13 protein-coding genes are annotated in these 17,213 nt (G+C 67.5%); 2 read left to right on the forward strand and 11 right to left on the reverse strand.

All coding sequences use genetic code 11. The annotated features are described in order from the left end of the window. The 7 genes from LRR16_RS22535 to ugpB form a co-directional block, all read right to left on the reverse strand. Positions 1-315 (reverse strand): biotin/lipoyl-containing protein (locus LRR16_RS22535; RefSeq protein ID WP_304524548.1); only part of this gene is annotated, 315 nt, incomplete at its 3' end. 201 nt (positions 316-516) lie between these two features. After that, positions 517-3,369: a 2-oxoglutarate dehydrogenase E1 component gene (locus tag LRR16_RS22540; protein WP_006578969.1), complete on the reverse strand. Its 2,853-nt coding sequence runs from the start codon at positions 3,367-3,369 to the stop codon at positions 517-519. A 348-nt stretch (positions 3,370-3,717) separates the two neighbouring features. After that, complete coding sequence (ugpQ, locus tag LRR16_RS22545) at positions 3,718-4,506, reverse strand: glycerophosphodiester phosphodiesterase (protein WP_232207161.1); 789 nt, start codon at positions 4,504-4,506, stop codon at positions 3,718-3,720. Position 4,507: 1 nt separating this feature from the next. Beyond that, positions 4,508-5,644, reverse strand: a complete 1,137-nt coding sequence (locus LRR16_RS22550) for a sn-glycerol-3-phosphate import ATP-binding protein UgpC (RefSeq protein ID WP_006578416.1) — start codon at positions 5,642-5,644, stop codon at positions 4,508-4,510. A gap of 218 nt (positions 5,645-5,862) precedes the next feature. Further along, complete coding sequence (gene ugpE, locus LRR16_RS22555) at positions 5,863-6,711, reverse strand: sn-glycerol-3-phosphate ABC transporter permease UgpE (protein ID WP_006578417.1); 849 nt, start codon at positions 6,709-6,711, stop codon at positions 5,863-5,865. Between the two features lie 48 nt (positions 6,712-6,759). After that, positions 6,760-7,641 carry a sn-glycerol-3-phosphate ABC transporter permease UgpA gene (gene ugpA, locus LRR16_RS22560; RefSeq protein ID WP_006578418.1) on the reverse strand — a complete coding sequence of 294 codons (882 nt, stop codon included), beginning with the start codon at positions 7,639-7,641 and terminating at the stop codon, positions 6,760-6,762. Positions 7,642-7,791: 150 nt separating this feature from the next. Beyond that, a complete protein-coding gene (gene ugpB, locus LRR16_RS22565) occupies positions 7,792-9,123 on the reverse strand; it encodes a sn-glycerol-3-phosphate ABC transporter substrate-binding protein UgpB (RefSeq protein ID WP_232207162.1) in 1,332 nt (443 codons plus the stop codon). A 235-nt stretch (positions 9,124-9,358) separates the two neighbouring features. On the opposite strand from ugpB, the gene LRR16_RS22570 reads away from it, so the two are divergent. Beyond that, entirely contained in the window at positions 9,359-10,180 is an 822-nt protein-coding gene (locus tag LRR16_RS22570; protein ID WP_232207163.1) for an HAD-IIB family hydrolase, read from the forward strand. Between the two features lie 167 nt (positions 10,181-10,347). Here the strand turns inward: LRR16_RS22570 and LRR16_RS22575 are convergent, their stop codons facing one another. From LRR16_RS22575 to LRR16_RS22585, 3 genes are all read right to left on the reverse strand, one after another. Next, a complete protein-coding gene (locus LRR16_RS22575; protein ID WP_232207164.1) occupies positions 10,348-11,907 on the reverse strand; it encodes a UxaA family hydrolase in 1,560 nt (519 codons plus the stop codon). Between the two features lie 157 nt (positions 11,908-12,064). Continuing rightward, positions 12,065-13,081 carry a tripartite tricarboxylate transporter substrate binding protein gene (locus tag LRR16_RS22580; RefSeq protein ID WP_232207165.1) on the reverse strand — a complete coding sequence of 339 codons (1,017 nt, stop codon included), beginning with the start codon at positions 13,079-13,081 and terminating at the stop codon, positions 12,065-12,067. A gap of 114 nt (positions 13,082-13,195) precedes the next feature. Then, the gene (locus tag LRR16_RS22585) at positions 13,196-14,140 is read right to left on the reverse strand and encodes a dihydrodipicolinate synthase family protein (RefSeq protein ID WP_232207166.1); all 945 of its coding nucleotides are present in this window, start codon (positions 14,138-14,140) and stop codon (positions 13,196-13,198) included. 352 nt (positions 14,141-14,492) lie between these two features. Here LRR16_RS22585 and LRR16_RS22590 point away from each other — a divergent pair, with 352 nt between their 5' ends. Then, positions 14,493-15,368, forward strand: coding sequence for a LysR family transcriptional regulator (locus LRR16_RS22590; RefSeq protein WP_064577299.1), 876 nt, complete (start codon positions 14,493-14,495; stop codon positions 15,366-15,368). A 33-nt stretch (positions 15,369-15,401) separates the two neighbouring features. Here LRR16_RS22590 and LRR16_RS22595 read toward each other — a convergent pair whose 3' ends face one another. Continuing rightward, positions 15,402-17,207: an IlvD/Edd family dehydratase gene (locus tag LRR16_RS22595; protein ID WP_232207167.1), complete on the reverse strand. Its 1,806-nt coding sequence runs from the start codon at positions 17,205-17,207 to the stop codon at positions 15,402-15,404. Between the last annotated feature and the right edge of the window lie 6 nt (positions 17,208-17,213).

The raw sequence follows: 17,213 nt of genomic DNA on the forward strand, positions 1-17,213 counted from the left end.
GGCGGCCGGAGCCGGTGCCGGTGCGGCAGCGGGTGCCGGTGCGGCGGCGGCCGGAGCGGCGGCGCCAGCGGTGGCCTCGGTATCGATCTTGGCGATGACTTCATCGGCCGTCACGGTGTCGCCGTCGTTCTTGACGATCTGCGACAGCACGCCCGCGGACGGTGCCGGCACTTCGAGCACGACCTTGTCGGTCTCGATTTCGATCAGGATTTCGTCCTGCGCGACCGCTTCGCCGGGCTTCTTCTTCCAGTTCAGCAGAGTCGCCTCGGCGACGGATTCGGACAGTTGCGGGACCTTGACGTCAACAATGGCCATGGTGTGAGTTTCCTCGGTAAATGCGTGTATGCAGCGGTATTCGGGGCGAACCGGCGCAGTCGCGGCGGATGCGGGCGACTGGCGCGCGATTCGATGCGTTCGATGCGATGCGTCGGGGATTGCAGGGGCGCAAGTGCAAGCACGGCGGCAAGCGCAGCGCGGCAGGGCCCGCCAACCGGCGCGCCCTGCCCGCACTGGCGCTTACTTGCTCAGCACGAAGCCCTTGAGCTTGGAGAACGCCGCGTCCAGCAGCGCCTTCTGTTGCTCGTTGTGCTTGGCGTAGTAGCCCACGGCCGGCGAAGCCGACGCCGGACGGCCGGCGTAGCCCAGCTTCTGCCCTTCCGTCATGTTCTCCATGATGTAGTGCTGGACGAAGAACCAGGCGCCCTGGTTCTGCGGCTCGTCCTGGCACCACACGATCTCGGTGGCGTTCGGATACTTCTTCAGTTCGGCGGCCACCGCCTTGTGCGGGAACGGATAGAGCTGCTCGAGGCGGATGACGGCGACATCGCTGGCGCCCCGCTCCTTGCGCGTCGCGACCAGGTCGTAATAGACCTTGCCCGAGCACATGATCACGCGCTTGACCTTGCTGGCGTTCAGTTCTTCCTGCTCGCCGATCACGGTCTCGAAATGGCCCTTGGCCAGATCCGACAGCGGCGACACCGCGTCCTTGTTACGCAGCAGCGACTTCGGCGTCATGATGACCAGCGGCTTGCGGAACAGCCGGATCATCTGGCGGCGCAGCAGGTGGAAGATCTGCGCCGGCGTGGTCGGCTGGCAGACCTGCATATTGTGGTCCGCGCACAGTTGCAGGAAGCGCTCGATGCGCGCCGAGCTGTGTTCCGGACCCTGGCCTTCGTAGCCGTGCGGCAGCATCAGCGTCAGGCCCGAGGCGCGGCCCCACTTGACTTCGCCCGACGAGATGAACTGGTCGATCACGACCTGCGCGCCGTTGACGAAGTCGCCGAACTGGGCTTCCCAGATCACCAGCGCGTTCGGCTCGGCGGTCGAGTAGCCGTATTCGAAGCCCAGCACCGCTTCCTCGGACAGCACCGAGTCGATCACGGTGAACGGAGCCTGGCCTTCCGACACGTTCTGCAGCGGCACGTACGAGCCCGCATCCCAGCGCTCGCGGTTCTGGTCATGCAGCACGGCGTGGCGGTGCGTGAAGGTACCGCGGCCGGCGTCCTGGCCGGTGATGCGCACCGGATAGCCCGAGGCCACCAGCGAGGCGAAGGCCAGGTGCTCGCCCATGCCCCAGTCCAGCGGCTGGTCGCCGCGGCCCATGTTGGCGCGGTCCTTGATCACCTTCTCGACCAGCGGATGCAGCTTGAACTGTTCCGGGATCGTCGTGATCCGCTCGGCCAGGCGCTTCAGTTCGGTCACCGGCACGGCGGTGTCGGCGGCGTCGGTCCACTTGCGGTTCAGGAACGGCATCCAGTCGACGGCGAACTTGTTCTTGAAGTTCGACAGCACCGGGTCGACCGTGTGCTTGCCCGCGTCCATCGCGGCGCGGTAGGCCTTGACCAGCTCGTCGCCGAAGTCGGCCGGCACCACGTTCTGCGTGGCCAGCTTGTCGGCGTAGACCTTGCGCGTGCCCGGATGCTGCGAGATCTTCTTGTACATCAGCGGCTGCGTGACCGCCGGGGTGTCCTGCTCGTTGTGGCCCAGCTTGCGGAAGCAGATGATGTCGACGACGACATCCTTCTTGAACTCCATGCGGTAGTCCACCGCCAGCTGCATCGCGAACACGACGGCCTCGGGATCGTCGCCGTTGACGTGCAGCACCGGCGCTTCGATCATCTTGACCACGTCGGTACAGTACAGCGTCGAACGGGCGTCGCGCGGGTCCGAGGTGGTGAAGCCGATCTGGTTGTTGATCACGATGTGCATCGTGCCGCCGGTACCGTAGCCGCGGGTCTGGGCCAGGTTCAGCGTTTCCATCACGACGCCCTGGCCGGCGAAGGCCGCGTCGCCGTGCACCTGCACCGGCAGCACCTCGCGATGGCCGGCTTCGCCGCGGCGCTCCTGGCGCGCCTTGGCCGAACCCTCGACCACCGGGTTGACGATTTCCAGGTGCGACGGGTTGAAGGCGAGCGACAGGTGGACCGGGCCGCCTTCGGTCGACACATCGCTGGAGAAGCCCTTGTGGTACTTGACGTCGCCTGCCGGCAGATCGTCGACGTGCTTGCCTTCGAATTCGGCGAACAGGTCGGCGGGCATCTTGCCCAGCGTGTTGACCAGCACGTTCAGGCGGCCACGGTGGGCCATGCCGATGACGATTTCCTGCACGCCCTGCTTGCCGGCGCGCTGGATCAGCTCGTCCATCGCGGCGATGAAGCTCTCGCCGCCTTCCAGCGAGAAGCGCTTCTGGCCGACGTACTTGGTATGCAGGAAGCGCTCGAGGCCTTCGGCGGCGGTCAGGCGCTCGAGGATGTGCTTTTTCTTCTCGGCCGTGAACACCGGACGGGCGCGCGTCGATTCGAGGCGCTCCTGCCACCAGCGCTTCTGCGCCTGGTCGCTGATGTACATGAATTCGGCGCCGATGCTGCTGCAATACGTCTCGCGCAGGTTCTGCAGCAGCTCGCGCAGGCTCATCGACTCCTTGCCGAAATAGGTATTGCTGGCATTGAAGACGATGTCGAGGTCGGCCTCGGAGAAGCCGTAGAAGGCGGGATCCAGATCCGGCAGGGGCGGACGCTCCTGGCGCTTGAGCGGATCGAGGTCGGCCCAGTGCGAACCGATGTTGCGGTAGGCGGCGATCAGCTGGGTCGCGGCGACGCGCTTGCGGCCCATGTCGGCATCGGCCGAGGCGACGATGGTGCGGATCGGGCCCTGCTTGGCGCGCTCGGCGAACGAGGCGACGATCGGGGCGTGGGGAATGTCTCGCGAGGCGGTGCCGTTCGCGGCCGGCACGTTCTGCATCGCGTCGAAGTACGCGCGCCAGTTGTCGGGGACGGAGGCGGGATTCTGGAGGTAGGCTTCGTACAGCTCTTCCACGTACGGCGCGTTGCCGCCGAAGAGGTACGAATTGCTCTGATACTGCTGCATCATGGGGCGCTCACTATTCTTCGGGTATGCCGAAGTTAAGCGGGTTTATCAACCTTCCGCGACACGGCTTGACCGGTTAGCGGATTGCAAACAACTCTTGGAGGCCCCTAAGCAAACGGCACCACTGGGGTGCCGGCGCGCAGAAGCCCGGAAGGGCAAGTTGTGCGGGGAAGGACCTAAGTCTTCACTGCGCGTAAGAATAGCACGTTTGCGCAAACGTCCACCGCTCTTTTCCTGTAGTGCAACACCGATCCAACGATTTCCCGCGGTATTGCGCGCCTTGCCGGTTTTCCGGGCCGAAAACCCCGTCTGGAACAGGGAATGGCTGTTGCGAAATCCCCTCGCTTTCTTTCAGCCGGCTTTCATTCCTGATTCACCCCGGCTTTTATTTCCGTGCTGCGGCGCAATAAGGTCGACCGCGTCCGTAATCACCGCGTCGACGCCCCAGGCCAGCAAAGCCGTGGCCCGGTCAGGGTCGTTGACGGTATAGCAGGCGACCCGATAACCGGCCTGATGCGCCTCTTCAATCACGTCTTGGTCCAGTTCCCGGTGATTGGCATCCAGCGCGACGCAGCCCAGCCGCGCCAGCCGGTCCCGCCAGTCGGCTGGCAGCGTGTCGAGCAGCAGCGCGCGCGGCAGGTCCGGCGCGACCCGGCGCGCCGCCTCGAGCGCCGTCTCCGAGAACGACGACAGCAGCGGCGGCACGGCGGCGCCGGCCCACAGCGCCAGCGCGTCGAGCGCCACCGCGGCGCCGGTGCGCGCCTCGGTACCGGGCACCGGCTTGATCTCGATATTGACGTGCAGGCCGTTGGCGCGCGTGTAGGCGGCGATCGCCGCCAGCGTCGGGATCGGTTCGCCGGCATAGGCCGGGCTATGCCAGCTGCCCGCGTCGAGCTGCGCCAGCTCGCCCAGCGTCAGCGCGTCGACGCGGCCGCGGCCGCTGGTGGTGCGATCCAGCGTCGCGTCGTGCAGCAGCACCGGCTTGCCATCGGCCGACAGCTTGACGTCGAACTCGAACATCCGATAGCCGAACGAGGCGCCGTGGCGGAACGCCGCCAGCGTGTTCTCGGGCGCCAGCTTGCCGGCGCCGCGATGGGCGATCGTGCGCGGATAGGGCCAGGGGGGAAGCGTGGTCGCCATCTCAGGCCTCGATCCGCTTCTCGATCCGCTTGCCGCTGGCATGGTCGAAGAAGTGCAGATGGTCGGCCGATGCCGTCACCGGCAGCTGCTCGCCCGCGCGCACGTGCATATGGCTATCGAGACGGACCACCACCTGCTGGCCGCCGAGCGTGCCGTAGGCGAACGAGTCCGCGCCCAGCGCCTCGACCACGCGCACGTCGATCCGCGCGATGGCCTCGTGGGCCGCGCACGGTTCCAGATGTTCGGGCCGCAGGCCCAGCAGCGCCTGCTGCGGCAGATGCAGCCCCATCGGCAGATGGCCCAGCGTCGCGTCCGACGGCTTGCCGTCCGCGCCAAGCACGCGCATCTGCGCGTCCGATGGCACACCCGAAGGTACCGTGCCCTGCCCCGCCTCGTTGCGCGCCACCGGAATCAGGTTCATCGGCGGCGAGCCGATGAAGCCGGCGACGAAGATGCTGGCGGGCCGCGCATAGACCTCGAGCGGCGTGCCGATCTGCTCGACGCGTCCGCCGTTGAGCACCATCATCCGGTCGGCCAGCGTCATCGCCTCGACCTGGTCGTGCGTGACATAGAGGCTGGTGGTGCGCAGCCGCCGATGCAGCTCCTTCAGCTCCAGCCGCATCTGCACGCGCAGCTTGGCGTCCAGGTTGGACAGCGGCTCGTCGAACAGGAATACCGCCGGCTCGCGCACGATCGCCCGCCCCATCGCCACCCGCTGGCGCTGGCCGCCCGACAGCTGGCGCGGCTTGCGCTCGAGCAGCGGCGCCAGCTCGAGAATGCCGGCCGCATGGCGCACGCGCTGTTCGATCTCGGCCTTCGGCATGCCGCGGATCTTCAGGCCGTACGCCATGTTGTCGTAGACGGTCATGTGCGGATACAGCGCGTAGTTCTGGAACACCATCGCGATATCGCGCTCGGCCGGCTCCAGCCGATTGACGACGCGATCGCCGATATGGACCTCGCCGCCGGTGATGGTCTCGAGCCCCGCGACCATCCGCAGCAGCGTCGACTTGCCGCAGCCCGACGGGCCGACGATCACGATGAACTCGCCATCGTCGATCTCCATGTCGATGCCATGCACGGCCGTGACATTGCCGGCGTAGGTCTTCTGTACGTTTCGGAGCGACAGTTTTGCCATGTGTTTCTGTTGTTCTGTTCGATATCGATCGATGCGACCTTACGCATTTACTCCCCTCTCCCGCTTGCGGGAGAGGGGTTGGGAGAGAGGGAAACGGCGGTTGACGCCGCGGGCGCGTTCGCGAATTCCGGCGCCCGTTGCCCTCTCCCCCGCCCCTCTCCCGCGAGCGGGAGAGGGGCGAAAACCATCGCGGATGGAGGATCGTGACAGTCTTCCCCTTACTTCTCGGTCTCCACCAATCCCTTCACAAACCACTTCTGCATCAGGATCACCACCACCGCGGGCGGGATCATCGCCAGCAGCACGGTCGCCATCACCAGGTTCCACTCTGTGGCGGCATCGCCCGAGCGCGAGATCATCTGCGTGACGCCGACCACCACCGGGATCATCGACTTCTGCGTGGTGATCAGGAGCGGCCACAGGTACTGGTTCCAGCCGTAGATGAACTGGATCACGAACAGCGCCGCGATGCTGGTCTTGGACAGCGGCAGCAGCACGTCGAGGAAGAACCGCATCGGCCCGGCGCCATCGATGCGCGCGGCCTCGGCCAGCTCGTCGGGCACGGTCAGGAAGAACTGGCGGAACAGGAAGGTCGCGGTCGCCGACGCGATCAGCGGCACCGTCAGGCCGACGTAGCTGTCGAGCATGCCGAGGTCCGACACCACCTCGTAGGTCGGCAGGATGCGGACCTCGACCGGCAGCATCAGCGTGATGAAGATCATCCAGAAGAAGGTCTTGCGCAGCGGGAACTTGAAGTACACCACCGCGAAGGCCGAGATGATCGAGATCGCGATCTTGCCCAGCGAAATGCCCAGCGCCATGATCATGCTGTTCATCAGCATCGTCGACACCGGCGCCGCGGCCACGCCGACGCCCTCGAACAGCACGGTGCGGTAGTTGTCCAGCAGATGCGGGCCGGGGATCAGCGTCATCGGCGCGTCCAGCACCTGCTCGGCGGTCAGCGTCGAGGCGACGAAGGTCACGTAGACCGGAAAGGCCACGATCAGGATGCCGACGATCAGCACCACGTGGGTCAGGAAATCGAGGAAGGGACGCCGTTCTACCATGAGGGATACCTGTCTGCGGTCTTCATTGCCGTATTCATCGGCCGCCGTTCAATACTGGACGCGCCGTTCGACGTAGCGGAACTGCACCACGGTCAGCGCGATCACGATCGCCATCAGCACCACCGACTGCGCCGCCGAGCCGCCGATGTCCATGCCGCGGAAACCGTCGTGATAGACCTTGTAGACCAGCGTGTTGGTCGAATTGAACGGCCCGCCGTGCGTGACCGCATCGATGATCGCGAAGGTATCGAAGAACGCGTACACCACGTTGATCACCATCAGGAAGAACGTGGTCGGCGACAGCAGCGGGAACACGATCGACCAGAAGCGGCGCCACGGTCCGGCGCCGTCGATCGCCGCCGCCTCGATCAGCGAGCGCGGGATGCTCTGCAGCCCGGCCAGGAAGAACAGGAAGTTGTAGCTGACCTGCTTCCAAGCGGCGGCGATGATCACCAGCAGCATCGCCTGGTCGCCGTTGAGCAGGAAGTTCCAGTCCACGCCCATCTGGCGCAGCACGTACGAGACGATGCCCAGCGTCGGATTGAACAGGAACATCCACAGCACGCCGGCCACCGCCGGCGCCACCGCATACGGCCAGATCAGCAGCGTCTTGTAGGCGACCGCGCCGCGCAGCGCGCGATCGGCGAAATAGGCCAGCAGCAGCGCGAACGACATGCCCAGCAGCGCCACCCCGACCGCGAAAATGGCGGTCACGCGGAACGACTCGATGTAGTTCGGGTCGTTCCACAGCGTCATGAAGTTGGCCGCGCCGACGTATTCGAGGCTGATGCCGAAGGCGTCCTGCTGCAGCACGGACTGGTACAGCGCCTGGCCGGCGGGCCAGAAGAAGAAGATCAGCGTGATCGCGATCTGCGGCAGCACCAGCAGATACGGCAGCCAGGGCGAACGGAAGACGACGCGTTTTTCCATGCGTGGCGATGGCAAGGGAGCGCCGTCGCGGCGCCCCGGGGGAAATCAGGCTGCCGCCGGTCCCAGGACACGGCGGCAGGTTCCGATGGAAACAGGGATCGCAGGCGGCGGACCGGCGGGCAAACCGTGGCGCCGATCGCCTGCCGCCGCTTACTCCTTGGCGGTGCGCTGGAAGCGTTCGAGCAGCTCGTTGCCGCGCTTGACCGCGGTATCGAGCGCTTCCTTGGGCTCCTTCTTGCCGGCCCAGACCGCTTCCAGTTCCTCGTCGACCACGGTGCGCACCTGGACCATATTGCCCAGACGCACGCCGCGCGACTTGTCGGTGGTCTTGACGACCATCTGCTGCACCGACACGTCGGCGCCCGGATTCTTCTCATAGAAGCCGGACTTCCTGGTCAGCTCGTAGGCGGCCATCGTGACCGGCAGATAGCCGGTGGCCTGGTGCCAGTCGGCCTGGACTTCGGGGCGCGACAGGAAGGTGAAGAACTTGGCCACGCCCTTGTATTCCTCGGGCTTGCGGCCGGCCATCACCCACAGCGAGGCGCCGCCGATGATGGTGTTCTGCGGGGCACCCTGCACGTCCGGGTAGTACGGCAGCTGCGACACGCCGAAGGCGAACTTGGCGTTCTTGCGCACGTTGGCCAGCGTCGCCGACGAGCCGGTGAACATCGCGCATTCGCCGTTGAAGAACTTGGCGCCCGACTCCGCCTTGCGGCCGCCATAGCTGAAGTAGCCCTTCTTGACCATGTCCTGCAGATTGCCGATGTGCTTGACATGCAGCGGGCTATTGAACACCAGGCGCGTGTCGGTGCCGCCGAAGCCGTTGTTCTTGGTCGCGTACAGCGTGTTGTGCCAGGCCGAGAAGCTTTCCAGGTGGACCCAGCCCTGCCAGTCGGTGGTGTAGGCGCAGTTGCCGCCCGAGGCCTTGATCTTGGCCGAATACTGCATCACCTCGGGCCAGGTCCTGGGCGGCTTCTCGGGATCGAGGCCGGCCTTCTTGAAGGCGTCCTTGTTGTAGTAGAACACCGTGGTCGAGCTGTTGAACGGGAACGACAGCATCTCGCCCTTGGCGGACGTGTAGTAGCCGGCCACCGCGGGGATGTAGACCTTCTGGTCGAACTTCTCGCCGGCTTCCTTCATCACGGTGGACACCGGCTTGATCGCGCCCTTGGCGCTCATCATCGTGGCGGTGCCGACCTCGAATACCTGCAGGATCGCCGGGGCGCCGCCGGCGCGGAAGGCGGCGATGCCAGCGGCCAGCGTCTCGTCGTAGTTGCCCTTGTTGACCGGCACGATCTTGTATTCGGTCTGGCTGGCGTTGAACTTGCTGGCAACCTCGTTGACCTTGTCGTTCAACGCGCCCTGCATCGCATGCCACCACTGGACTTCGACGGCGGCATGGGCGGCACCGGTGGCGGACAGCGCGGCCACGGCGGCAGCCGCGGCGGCGAGCTTGATGGTGATGGTGCGGGGGTTGGTCATCGACGGCTCTCCTCGTTTATTGCGTCATCCAGTCTGAAACCGGCTGAATGTATGCATTTTTTGTGACAAGCGGATGTTACTCCGCCAGCGCGCGCCGAGAAACCGAGCGTTTCTACCAATGTCCATGCGGCCTCGAGCCGAATCGGACCGGGGCCAAGGCAAGATGACAGCGCCGTGACATAGCTTAGGCCACGCCACATGCGAGGTACAATGCGCCGCCATGCCGACCCGCCCAATGCCCCCCGCGCTCCCCGACCTTCCCGTCTTTCCGGCGGCCCTGCCCGCCGCCGCGCTGCGCCGCGTGCGCGGCGTGCTGACCGATATCGACGGCACGCTGACCACCGCCGGCCGCCTGCCGGGCGTGACCTACCTGGCGATCGAACGCCTGCGGCACGCGGGCCTGCAGGTGATCCCGGTGACCGGCCGCTGCATCGCCTGGGCCGAGATCCTGACGCGGCTGTGGCCGGTCGACGCGATCATCGGCGAGAACGGCGCCTTCTACTCGCATCTGCGCGACGGCCGGCTGGTCACGCGCTTCATCGACGACGCCCAGACGCGCGCGCACAACCTGCGGCGCATCGACGAACTGGCGCAGCGGATCCTGCGCGAGGTGCCGGGCTGCGCGCTGGCCTCCGACCAGCACTGGCACGCAGCCGACCTGGCGATCGACCACGCCGAGGACGTCGCGCCGCTGCCGCCCGCGGCGGTCGACCGCATCGTCGCGCTGATGCGCGAGGCCGGCATGACGGCCACCGTCAGCTCGATCCATGTCAACGGCTGGTTCGGCCGGCACGACAAGCTGAGCACCAGCCGCCTGTGCGCGGCCGAGCTGCTGGGCGCCGACCTCGACGCCCGGCGCGACGAATGGGTATTCATCGGCGATTCGGCCAACGACGCGTCGATGTTCGCCCACTTCCCCCTGTCGGTCGGCGTGGCCAATGTGCGCGAGATCCTGCCGTTGCTGCCGGTGCCACCTGCCTATGTGACCGAGGCCGCCGGCGGCGAGGGTTTTGCCGAGATGGTCGACGCGCTGCTGGCGGCGCGGGACGCCGGCTAGGCGCCCTGCCGTCCGGCCGCACCGCCGTATCACCGCACCGCCGTATCACCGCACCGCCGTATCACCGCACCGCCGTATCGCCGCATCGCCGCATCGCCGCATCGCCGCCCGATCCGGCATGGTCCCGGTCCCGGTGCCGGCGTAAACACCGGCACCGGCCGCCGGCATCAGCTCATGATGCCGATGTGCCAGGGCACGAACTCGTTGTCGCCGAGCCCCAGCAGCTCGCTCTTCGAGCGCTGCCCCGACGCGGTGCGCAGCATCAGCGCGAAGATCTCCTCGCCGACCTGCTCGATGGTCTTGTCGCCGTCGAGGATGCTGCCGCAGTTCAGGTCCATGTCCTCTTCCAGCCGGCGGTACATCGGCGAATTGGTCGCCAGCTTGACGCTGGGCACCGGCTTGGCGCCGAACATCGAGCCGCGCCCGGTGGTAAACGCGATCAGGTTGGCGCCGCCGGCGATCTGGCCGGTGGCCGACACCGGGTCGTAGCCCGGCGTATCCATGAAGACCAGGCCGTGCTCGGTCACCGGCTCGGCATAGCGGTAGACCGCCATCAGCGGCCCGGTGCCGCCCTTCATCGACGAGCCCAGCGACTTCTCGAAGATGTTCGCCAGCCCGCCCATCTGGTTGCCGGGGCTGACCTGCCCGTTGATCTGCACGTCGCGCCCGACCGAATACTCGTCCTTCCACCAGCGGATCCGCTCGACCAGCTTCTCGCCGACTTCGCGGCTGACCGCGCGCCGCGTCAGCGTGTGTTCGACGCCATAGATCTCCGGCGTCTCCGACAGGATCGCAGTGCCGCCGTGGCGCACCAGCAGATCGACGGCGGCGCCGAGCGCCGGATTGGCGGTAATCGACGAAAAGCCGTCCGAGCCGCCGCACTGCAGGCCCACCGTCAGGTGGCTGGCCGGCACCGGCCGGCGTTCGACGCGGTCGGCCTCGGGCAGCATCGCCATCACCGCGGCGATGCCGGCCTCGATGGTCTTGCGCGTGCCGCCGCTGTCCTGCATCACGAAGGTCCGCAGCATCGGGCCGTCCCGCAGCGACTGCGTCTCGAGCAGGCCCTTCAGCTGGTTGCGCTCGCAGCCCAGCCCGACGACCAGCGCGCCGCCGAGATTGGCGTGGCGCGCGTAGCCGGCCATGGTCCGCCGCAGCAGGTCCATCGGCTCGCCGGTCATCTCCATGCCGCAGCCGAGCGAATGGCTGAAGGCGACCACGCCGTCGACATTCGGATAGTCGGCCAGCCGCTCGGGTGTGAACCACTCGGCGATCTTGCGCACCACGGTCGCCGAGCAATTGACGGTCGACAGGATGCCGACATAGTTGCGCGTCGCCACGCGGCCATCGGGCCGCACGATGCCGTCGAACATCGCCTGGCGCGACGCCGGCACGCGCTGCACCGGCACATAGTCGCGGCCGTAGGCGTAGTCGCGCTCGTACTCCTGGAAGCTGACGTTGTGCGAATGCACGTAGCTGCCCGCCGCAATGTCGGTCGCGGCGAAGCCGATGCAGACGTTGTACTTGACGATCGGCTCGCCGGCACGGATCGCCCGCGCGGCGATCTTGTGGCCGGCCGGCACCTGGCCGCGCGTGGTCCAGGCCTGGCCCGGCACCTGCGCGCCGATGCCGACATCGATGCGCGCGACCAGCACGTTGTCGGCGGGATGCAGGCGGATGCAGGGCCCCAGCAGGGTCTTGTCTTGGCTGACGGGAGGGCGAACTTCCATACGGGAGGGGATTGGCTGGTTTGGTGGAGGGGAACGCAGATCGAGAACAACCATCCTGTCGTTCCCGCGCACGCGGGAATCCAGCGTCCTCCAAAGAGGCTGGGTCCCCGCCTGCGCGGGGACGACAACGTTGGCTCAGCGTTCTGCTCGGATACGCTTATTCCGGCCGGATATTCGACGCCTTGACGACCGCGGCCCATTTCGGCACTTCTCCGGTCATGAACTTGCCGAACTGCTCGGGATTGGTGCCCAGGATGTTCAGGCCCTGCTCGGCGAATTTGGCACGCAGGCCCGGCTCCTTCAGCGCCTTGGCCACCTCGTCGCTGATGCGCGCGGCGATCGGGCGCGGCGTGCTGGCGGGCAGGAACAGGCCATACCAGGTCAGCACCTCGAAGTCCTTCAGGCCGGCCTCGGCGACGGTCGGCACCTGTGGCAGGCCCGGCGCGCGCGCCAGGCTCGATACCGCGATCGCCTTGAGCTTGCCGGACTGGATGAACGGCGCGGCCACCGGCACGTTGGCGAACATCACCGGCACATTGCCGGCGATCACATCGGTCAGCGCCGAGGACTCGCCCTTGTATGGCACGTGCGTCAGCTTGATGCCGCTCATCGTGTTGAACAGCTCGCCGGCGATGTGCTGCGGACCGCCGGGCCCGGACGACGCGTAGCTCGTCAGCTTGCCGGCACGCACCAGGTCGGCGACCTCCTTGATTGTGCTGGCCGGCACCGATGGATTGACCACCATCACCAGCGGCATCGATACCACCTGGGTCACCGGCATGAAGTCCTTCAGCGGATCGAACGGCAGCTTCGCGTACATGCTGGGCGCGATCACCATGGTCGATTGCGAGGCCAGCATCATCGAATAGCCGTCCGCCGGCGATTGCGCGACGTTCGACGCCGCAATCGTGCCGGTCGCGCCGGGCCGGTTCTCGATGACGACCGACTGCCCCATCTGCTTCGACAATTGCGCGCCGAGCTGGCGCGCCACGATGTCCGCGCCGCCGCCGGGCGCAAAGCCGACCACCACGCGGATCGGCTTGCTCGGGAACGTGTCGGTGGCGGCCGCCGCGGGGACCGCCGTCGACGCGGCGATGGCGAATCCGGCCACGGATGCGCACAGCGCGAGGCGAAGGCCGGCGGGACGCCGGCATGGCTGGGTAGCGAACATCATGTCGTCTCCTGGTGTTGTCGTTGTGTGTGCTGGTGTATGTCTTGCTGCCTGTGTCGCTGCCTGTGTCGCTGCCTGTGTCATTGCGCGAATCGCGGCGTTACGCGCCGGCCGACATCAGGCCGCGAGCCGCTCCGCGCCCGGCATCGCGAAGCCGAGCGCATCGAGCGCCTGGCGTAGCAGCGCGCGCTGGCCTTGCTGCAGCTCGGTCAGCGGCGGCCGCACCGTGCGCCAGCCGCCGTCGGCGCTCTGCACCGCGATCGCCTCCTTCATCGCGGCGATCATCGGGAATTGCTGGAAGGCCGCGCGCGTGCGGTTCAGCGCGGCCTGGCGCGCATCGGCATCGGACGCCTGCCAGTTGTCGTACAGGTCGACAATCGGCCCGGGATTGACGTTGCCGGTCGCGGTGATGCAACCCGCCCCGCCCGCGCGCATCGTCTCCAGCAGGATCGCCTCGGTACCGGCGAAGACATCGAAGCCGCGCGCGCCGAAGCGCTCGATCATCGCGCGCGTGTTGGCGAGGTCGCCGGAGCTGTCCTTGATGCCGGCGACGATGCCGGGATAGGCGCTCAGCAGCCGGTCGATCAGGTCCAGGCCGAGCGGCACCTGGCTGACCGCGGGGATGTGATACAGGTAGATGCGCAGCCGCTCGTTGCCGCTCCCCTCGCCAACCGCCTCGATGACCTGCGCAAACGCGCGGAACAGGCCATCGTCGCTGACGCCCTTGTAGTAGAACGGCGGCAGCATCAGCACGCCGGCGCAGCCGGCCGCCACCGCGTGGCGCGTCAGTGCAATGGCGTCCGGCAGCGCGCAGGCCCCGGTGCCCGGCATCAGGCGATCCGGCGGGATGCCGGCCTCCAGCAGACGATCCAGCAGCGCGCGCTTCTCGTCCAGCGACAACGAATTGGCCTCGGAGTTGGTGCCGAACACGGCCAGGCCGACGCCCTGCTCGATCAGCCAGTGGCAATGCCGCACCAAACGCTCGGCATCCGGCGCATAGCCGTCGGTGAACGGCGTCAGCACGGGGGAAAAGACGCCGCGTGGGCGGGCGGACTGGATCATGGCTGTCTCCGGGGATGGGCGCTCTCCATGTCGTCCCCGCGAAGGCGGGGACCCAGCGGCTTCCCATTGCGCGCAAAGATGAGCGCGGAAAGACGGACGCGGAAAGGCGCTGGGTTGCCGCCTGCGCGGCAACGACATCGATAGCGATGCGGGCCTGGTTGGCGGTCTTGGCCACCTGGTCGAATGGAGCCCATTCTAGGAACCGCCACCCCGCGAAAACAGCATCGGACGGCTGCTTCAAACGATAAAGTTTTTTGCGTTCCAGCCGGACCGATCTGGCGCGCACCCTTTGCTAAGATTTGCCGCGCCCCCCCTACGACAACAACGAGAGACAACCAGAGGCCTGCCTGCCGTGGACATTCGCTACCTGCAGAGTTTCGTCGCCGTGGTCGAGCACGGCTCGTTCGCCGAAGCGGCGCGACGCCTGGGCCTGACGCCGGCCGCCATCGCGGCGCGGGTCAAGGCACTGGAAGAATCGCTGGATACGCCGCTGGTGCAGCGCGCCGGCCGCACCGTGGTGCCGACCCAGGGCGGGCTGCGCATCCTGCCGAAGGCGCGCGCGGTGGTGCGCGATGTGCGCGACCTGAACGCGGTCGCGCACGACGACAGCCTGCTGGGGGAACTGCGGCTGGGCGTATCGACCTCGGCGCTGACCGGTCTGCTGCCGCCGATCCTCAAGCGCGTCTATGCCGCGCATCCGCGGTTGAAGATCTTCGTCGAACCCGGTTCGTCGTCGCACCTGTATCGCCGCATCGTCGGCGGCGATCTCGATGCCGGCATCATCGTCGCGCCGCAGTTCGCGATCCCGAAGGCGTTCGAGTGGCACGTGCTGGTGCGCGAGCCCTTCATCGTGCTGGCGCCCGAGTCGATGGCCGAGCGCGGCGCGCACGAGCTGCTGGCGACCGAGCCCTTTATCCGCTACGACCGCGGCATGTGGGGCGGCATGGTCGCCGACCGCTATCTGCACGAGCACAACATCGTGCCGCACGAACGGCTCGAGATCGACGCGCTGAACGCGATCGCGACGATGGTGGACCAGGGCATCGGCGTGTCGCTGGTGCCGGATTGGACGCCGCCCTGGCCCGAAGGGATTCGCGTCGCCCGCATTGCGCTGCCGGGGCGCGCGCCGGTGCGGCAGGTCGGCCTGCTGTGGTCGCCGCACGCCGCGCACGGCGCGCTGTCGCGCACGCTGCTCGAGCATGCGGCGAGCGCGACCGGGCAGCGCTAGGCGGCCGGCCGTCGCGCTACGCGCGCGGGCCGCTCATTCCGGAGTTCCAGGCGTCTTGCCGCGCGTCTCGGCGGCGCGCAGGAAGTCGAAGTCGACGCCCCGGTCCGCCTGCGTCACGGACTGCAGGAACAGCTTCAGATAGCCGCGCGGTGCGCTCGGCTCGCGCACCGGACTGGCCGCACGGCGCCGTTCCAGCTCGTCGTCCGGCACCAGCAGGCTCAGCTCGCGGCGGCTGACGCTCAGGCGAATCCGGTCGCCGGTGCGCACCAGGGCCAGCGGTCCGCCCACCGCGGCTTCCGGCGTGACATGCAGCACCACCGTGCCGAACGCGGTGCCGCTCATGCGCCCGTCCGAGATCCGCACCATGTCCTTGACGCCGGCGCGCGCCAGCTTGCGCGGGATCGGGATATAGCCGGCTTCCGGCATGCCGGGCGCGCCCTTCGGTCCGATGTTCTTCAGCACCAGCACATCGTCGGCGTTGACGTCGAGATCGTCGCCGTCGATGCGCTCGACCAGGTCCTGCGAATGCTCGAACACCACCGCGCGCCCCTCGTGCTCCATCAGCGCGGCGTCGGCGGCGGACTGCTTGATGATCGCGCCGCCCGGCGCCAGGTTGCCGCCGAGCACGGCGATGCCGCCCTGCGGATAGATCGGATCGGCGATCGGGCGCACCACGTCCTGCGCGAAGCCCGGCCCGGCGGCGTCGAGCTCCTCGCCCAGCGTGCGTCCCGTGACGGTCAGCGCATCGAGCCGCAGCAGCGGCCGCAGCTCGCGCAGCAGCGTGGCCATGCCGCCGGCCTTGTGGAAGTCCTCCATGTAGTGCTGGCCGCTGGGCTTCAGGTCGAGCAGCACCGGCGTCTCGCGGCCCATGCGGTCCAGCGCCTGCATGTCGATGTCCAGCCCCATGCGGCCCGCAATCGCGGCCAGGTGCACGATGCCGTTGGTCGAGCCGCCGATCGCCAGCAGCACGCGCATCGCATTCTCGAACGCGGCCGGCGTCAGCACCTTGTCGATGGTCAGCCGATCGCGCGCCATCGCGACCGCGCGGGTGCCGGTCAGCTCGGCGATGCGGATGCGATCGGCGGTGACGGCCGGCGGCGTGGCGGCACCGGGTAGGCTCATGCCCATCGCCTCGGTCAGGCAGGCCATCGTGCTGGCGGTGCCCATCACCGAACAGGTGCCGACGCTGGCGACCAGCTGGTCGTTGACCTGCGCGGTCTCGTGCGCGTCGATCTCGCCCGCGCGGAACTTGCCCCAGTAGCGGCGGCAATCGGTACAGGCGCCGACCCGCTCGCCGCGATGCGAGCCGGTCAGCATCGCGCCGGTCACCAGCTGGATCGCCGGCACGCCCGCCGAGGCCGCGCCCATCAGCTGCGCCGGCACGGTCTTGTCGCAGCCGCCGATCAGCACCACCGCGTCCATCGGCTGCGCGCGGATCATCTCCTCGGTATCGATCGACATCAGGTTGCGCAGCACCATGCTGGTCGGCGCGGCGAAGCTCTCGTGGATCGAGATCGTCGGGAACGGCATCGGCAGCCCGCCGGCCAGCAGGATGCCGCGTTTGACCGCCTCGATCAGCTGCGGCATGTTGCCGTGGCATGGGTTGAAGGCGCTGCCGGTATCCGCGATGCCGATCACCGGCCGCTCGAGCGCGGCGTCGGTATAGCCCGAGCCCTTGATGAAGGCCTTGCGCAGGAACAGCGAGAAGCCCTGGTCGCCGTAGTTGGTCAGGCCCTGGCGCAGGCCGGTGTCGGGCCGGGTATCGCCTCGGGTATCGCTGGGCGTATCGCGTCGCTTGTCATTGCCGGATGCGTCGGGTGTCTTCGAAATCGTGCTCATGGTGGG

Origin of the sequence: Cupriavidus sp. UGS-1 (assembly GCF_021213615.1) — a bacterium.
Taxonomy (GTDB): domain Bacteria; phylum Pseudomonadota; class Gammaproteobacteria; order Burkholderiales; family Burkholderiaceae; genus Cupriavidus.

Bases quoted from the DNA above. Each gene is read 5' to 3' on its own strand.
- LRR16_RS22540 (WP_006578969.1), bottom strand. From the start codon at position 3,369: ATGATGCAGCAGTATCAGAGCAATTCGTACCTCTTCGGCGGCAACGCG.
- ugpQ (WP_232207161.1), bottom strand. From the start codon at position 4,506: ATGGCGACCACGCTTCCCCCCTGGCCCTATCCGCGCACGATCGCCCAT.
- LRR16_RS22550 (WP_006578416.1), bottom strand. From the start codon at position 5,644: ATGGCAAAACTGTCGCTCCGAAACGTACAGAAGACCTACGCCGGCAAT.
- ugpE (WP_006578417.1), bottom strand. From the start codon at position 6,711: ATGGTAGAACGGCGTCCCTTCCTCGATTTCCTGACCCACGTGGTGCTG.
- ugpA (WP_006578418.1), bottom strand. From the start codon at position 7,641: ATGGAAAAACGCGTCGTCTTCCGTTCGCCCTGGCTGCCGTATCTGCTG.
- ugpB (WP_232207162.1), bottom strand. From the start codon at position 9,123: ATGACCAACCCCCGCACCATCACCATCAAGCTCGCCGCCGCGGCTGCC.
- LRR16_RS22570 (WP_232207163.1), top strand. From the start codon at position 9,359: ATGCCCCCCGCGCTCCCCGACCTTCCCGTCTTTCCGGCGGCCCTGCCC.
- LRR16_RS22575 (WP_232207164.1), bottom strand. From the start codon at position 11,907: ATGGAAGTTCGCCCTCCCGTCAGCCAAGACAAGACCCTGCTGGGGCCC.
- LRR16_RS22580 (WP_232207165.1), bottom strand. From the start codon at position 13,081: ATGATGTTCGCTACCCAGCCATGCCGGCGTCCCGCCGGCCTTCGCCTC.
- LRR16_RS22585 (WP_232207166.1), bottom strand. From the start codon at position 14,140: ATGATCCAGTCCGCCCGCCCACGCGGCGTCTTTTCCCCCGTGCTGACG.
- LRR16_RS22595 (WP_232207167.1), bottom strand. From the start codon at position 17,207: ATGAGCACGATTTCGAAGACACCCGACGCATCCGGCAATGACAAGCGA.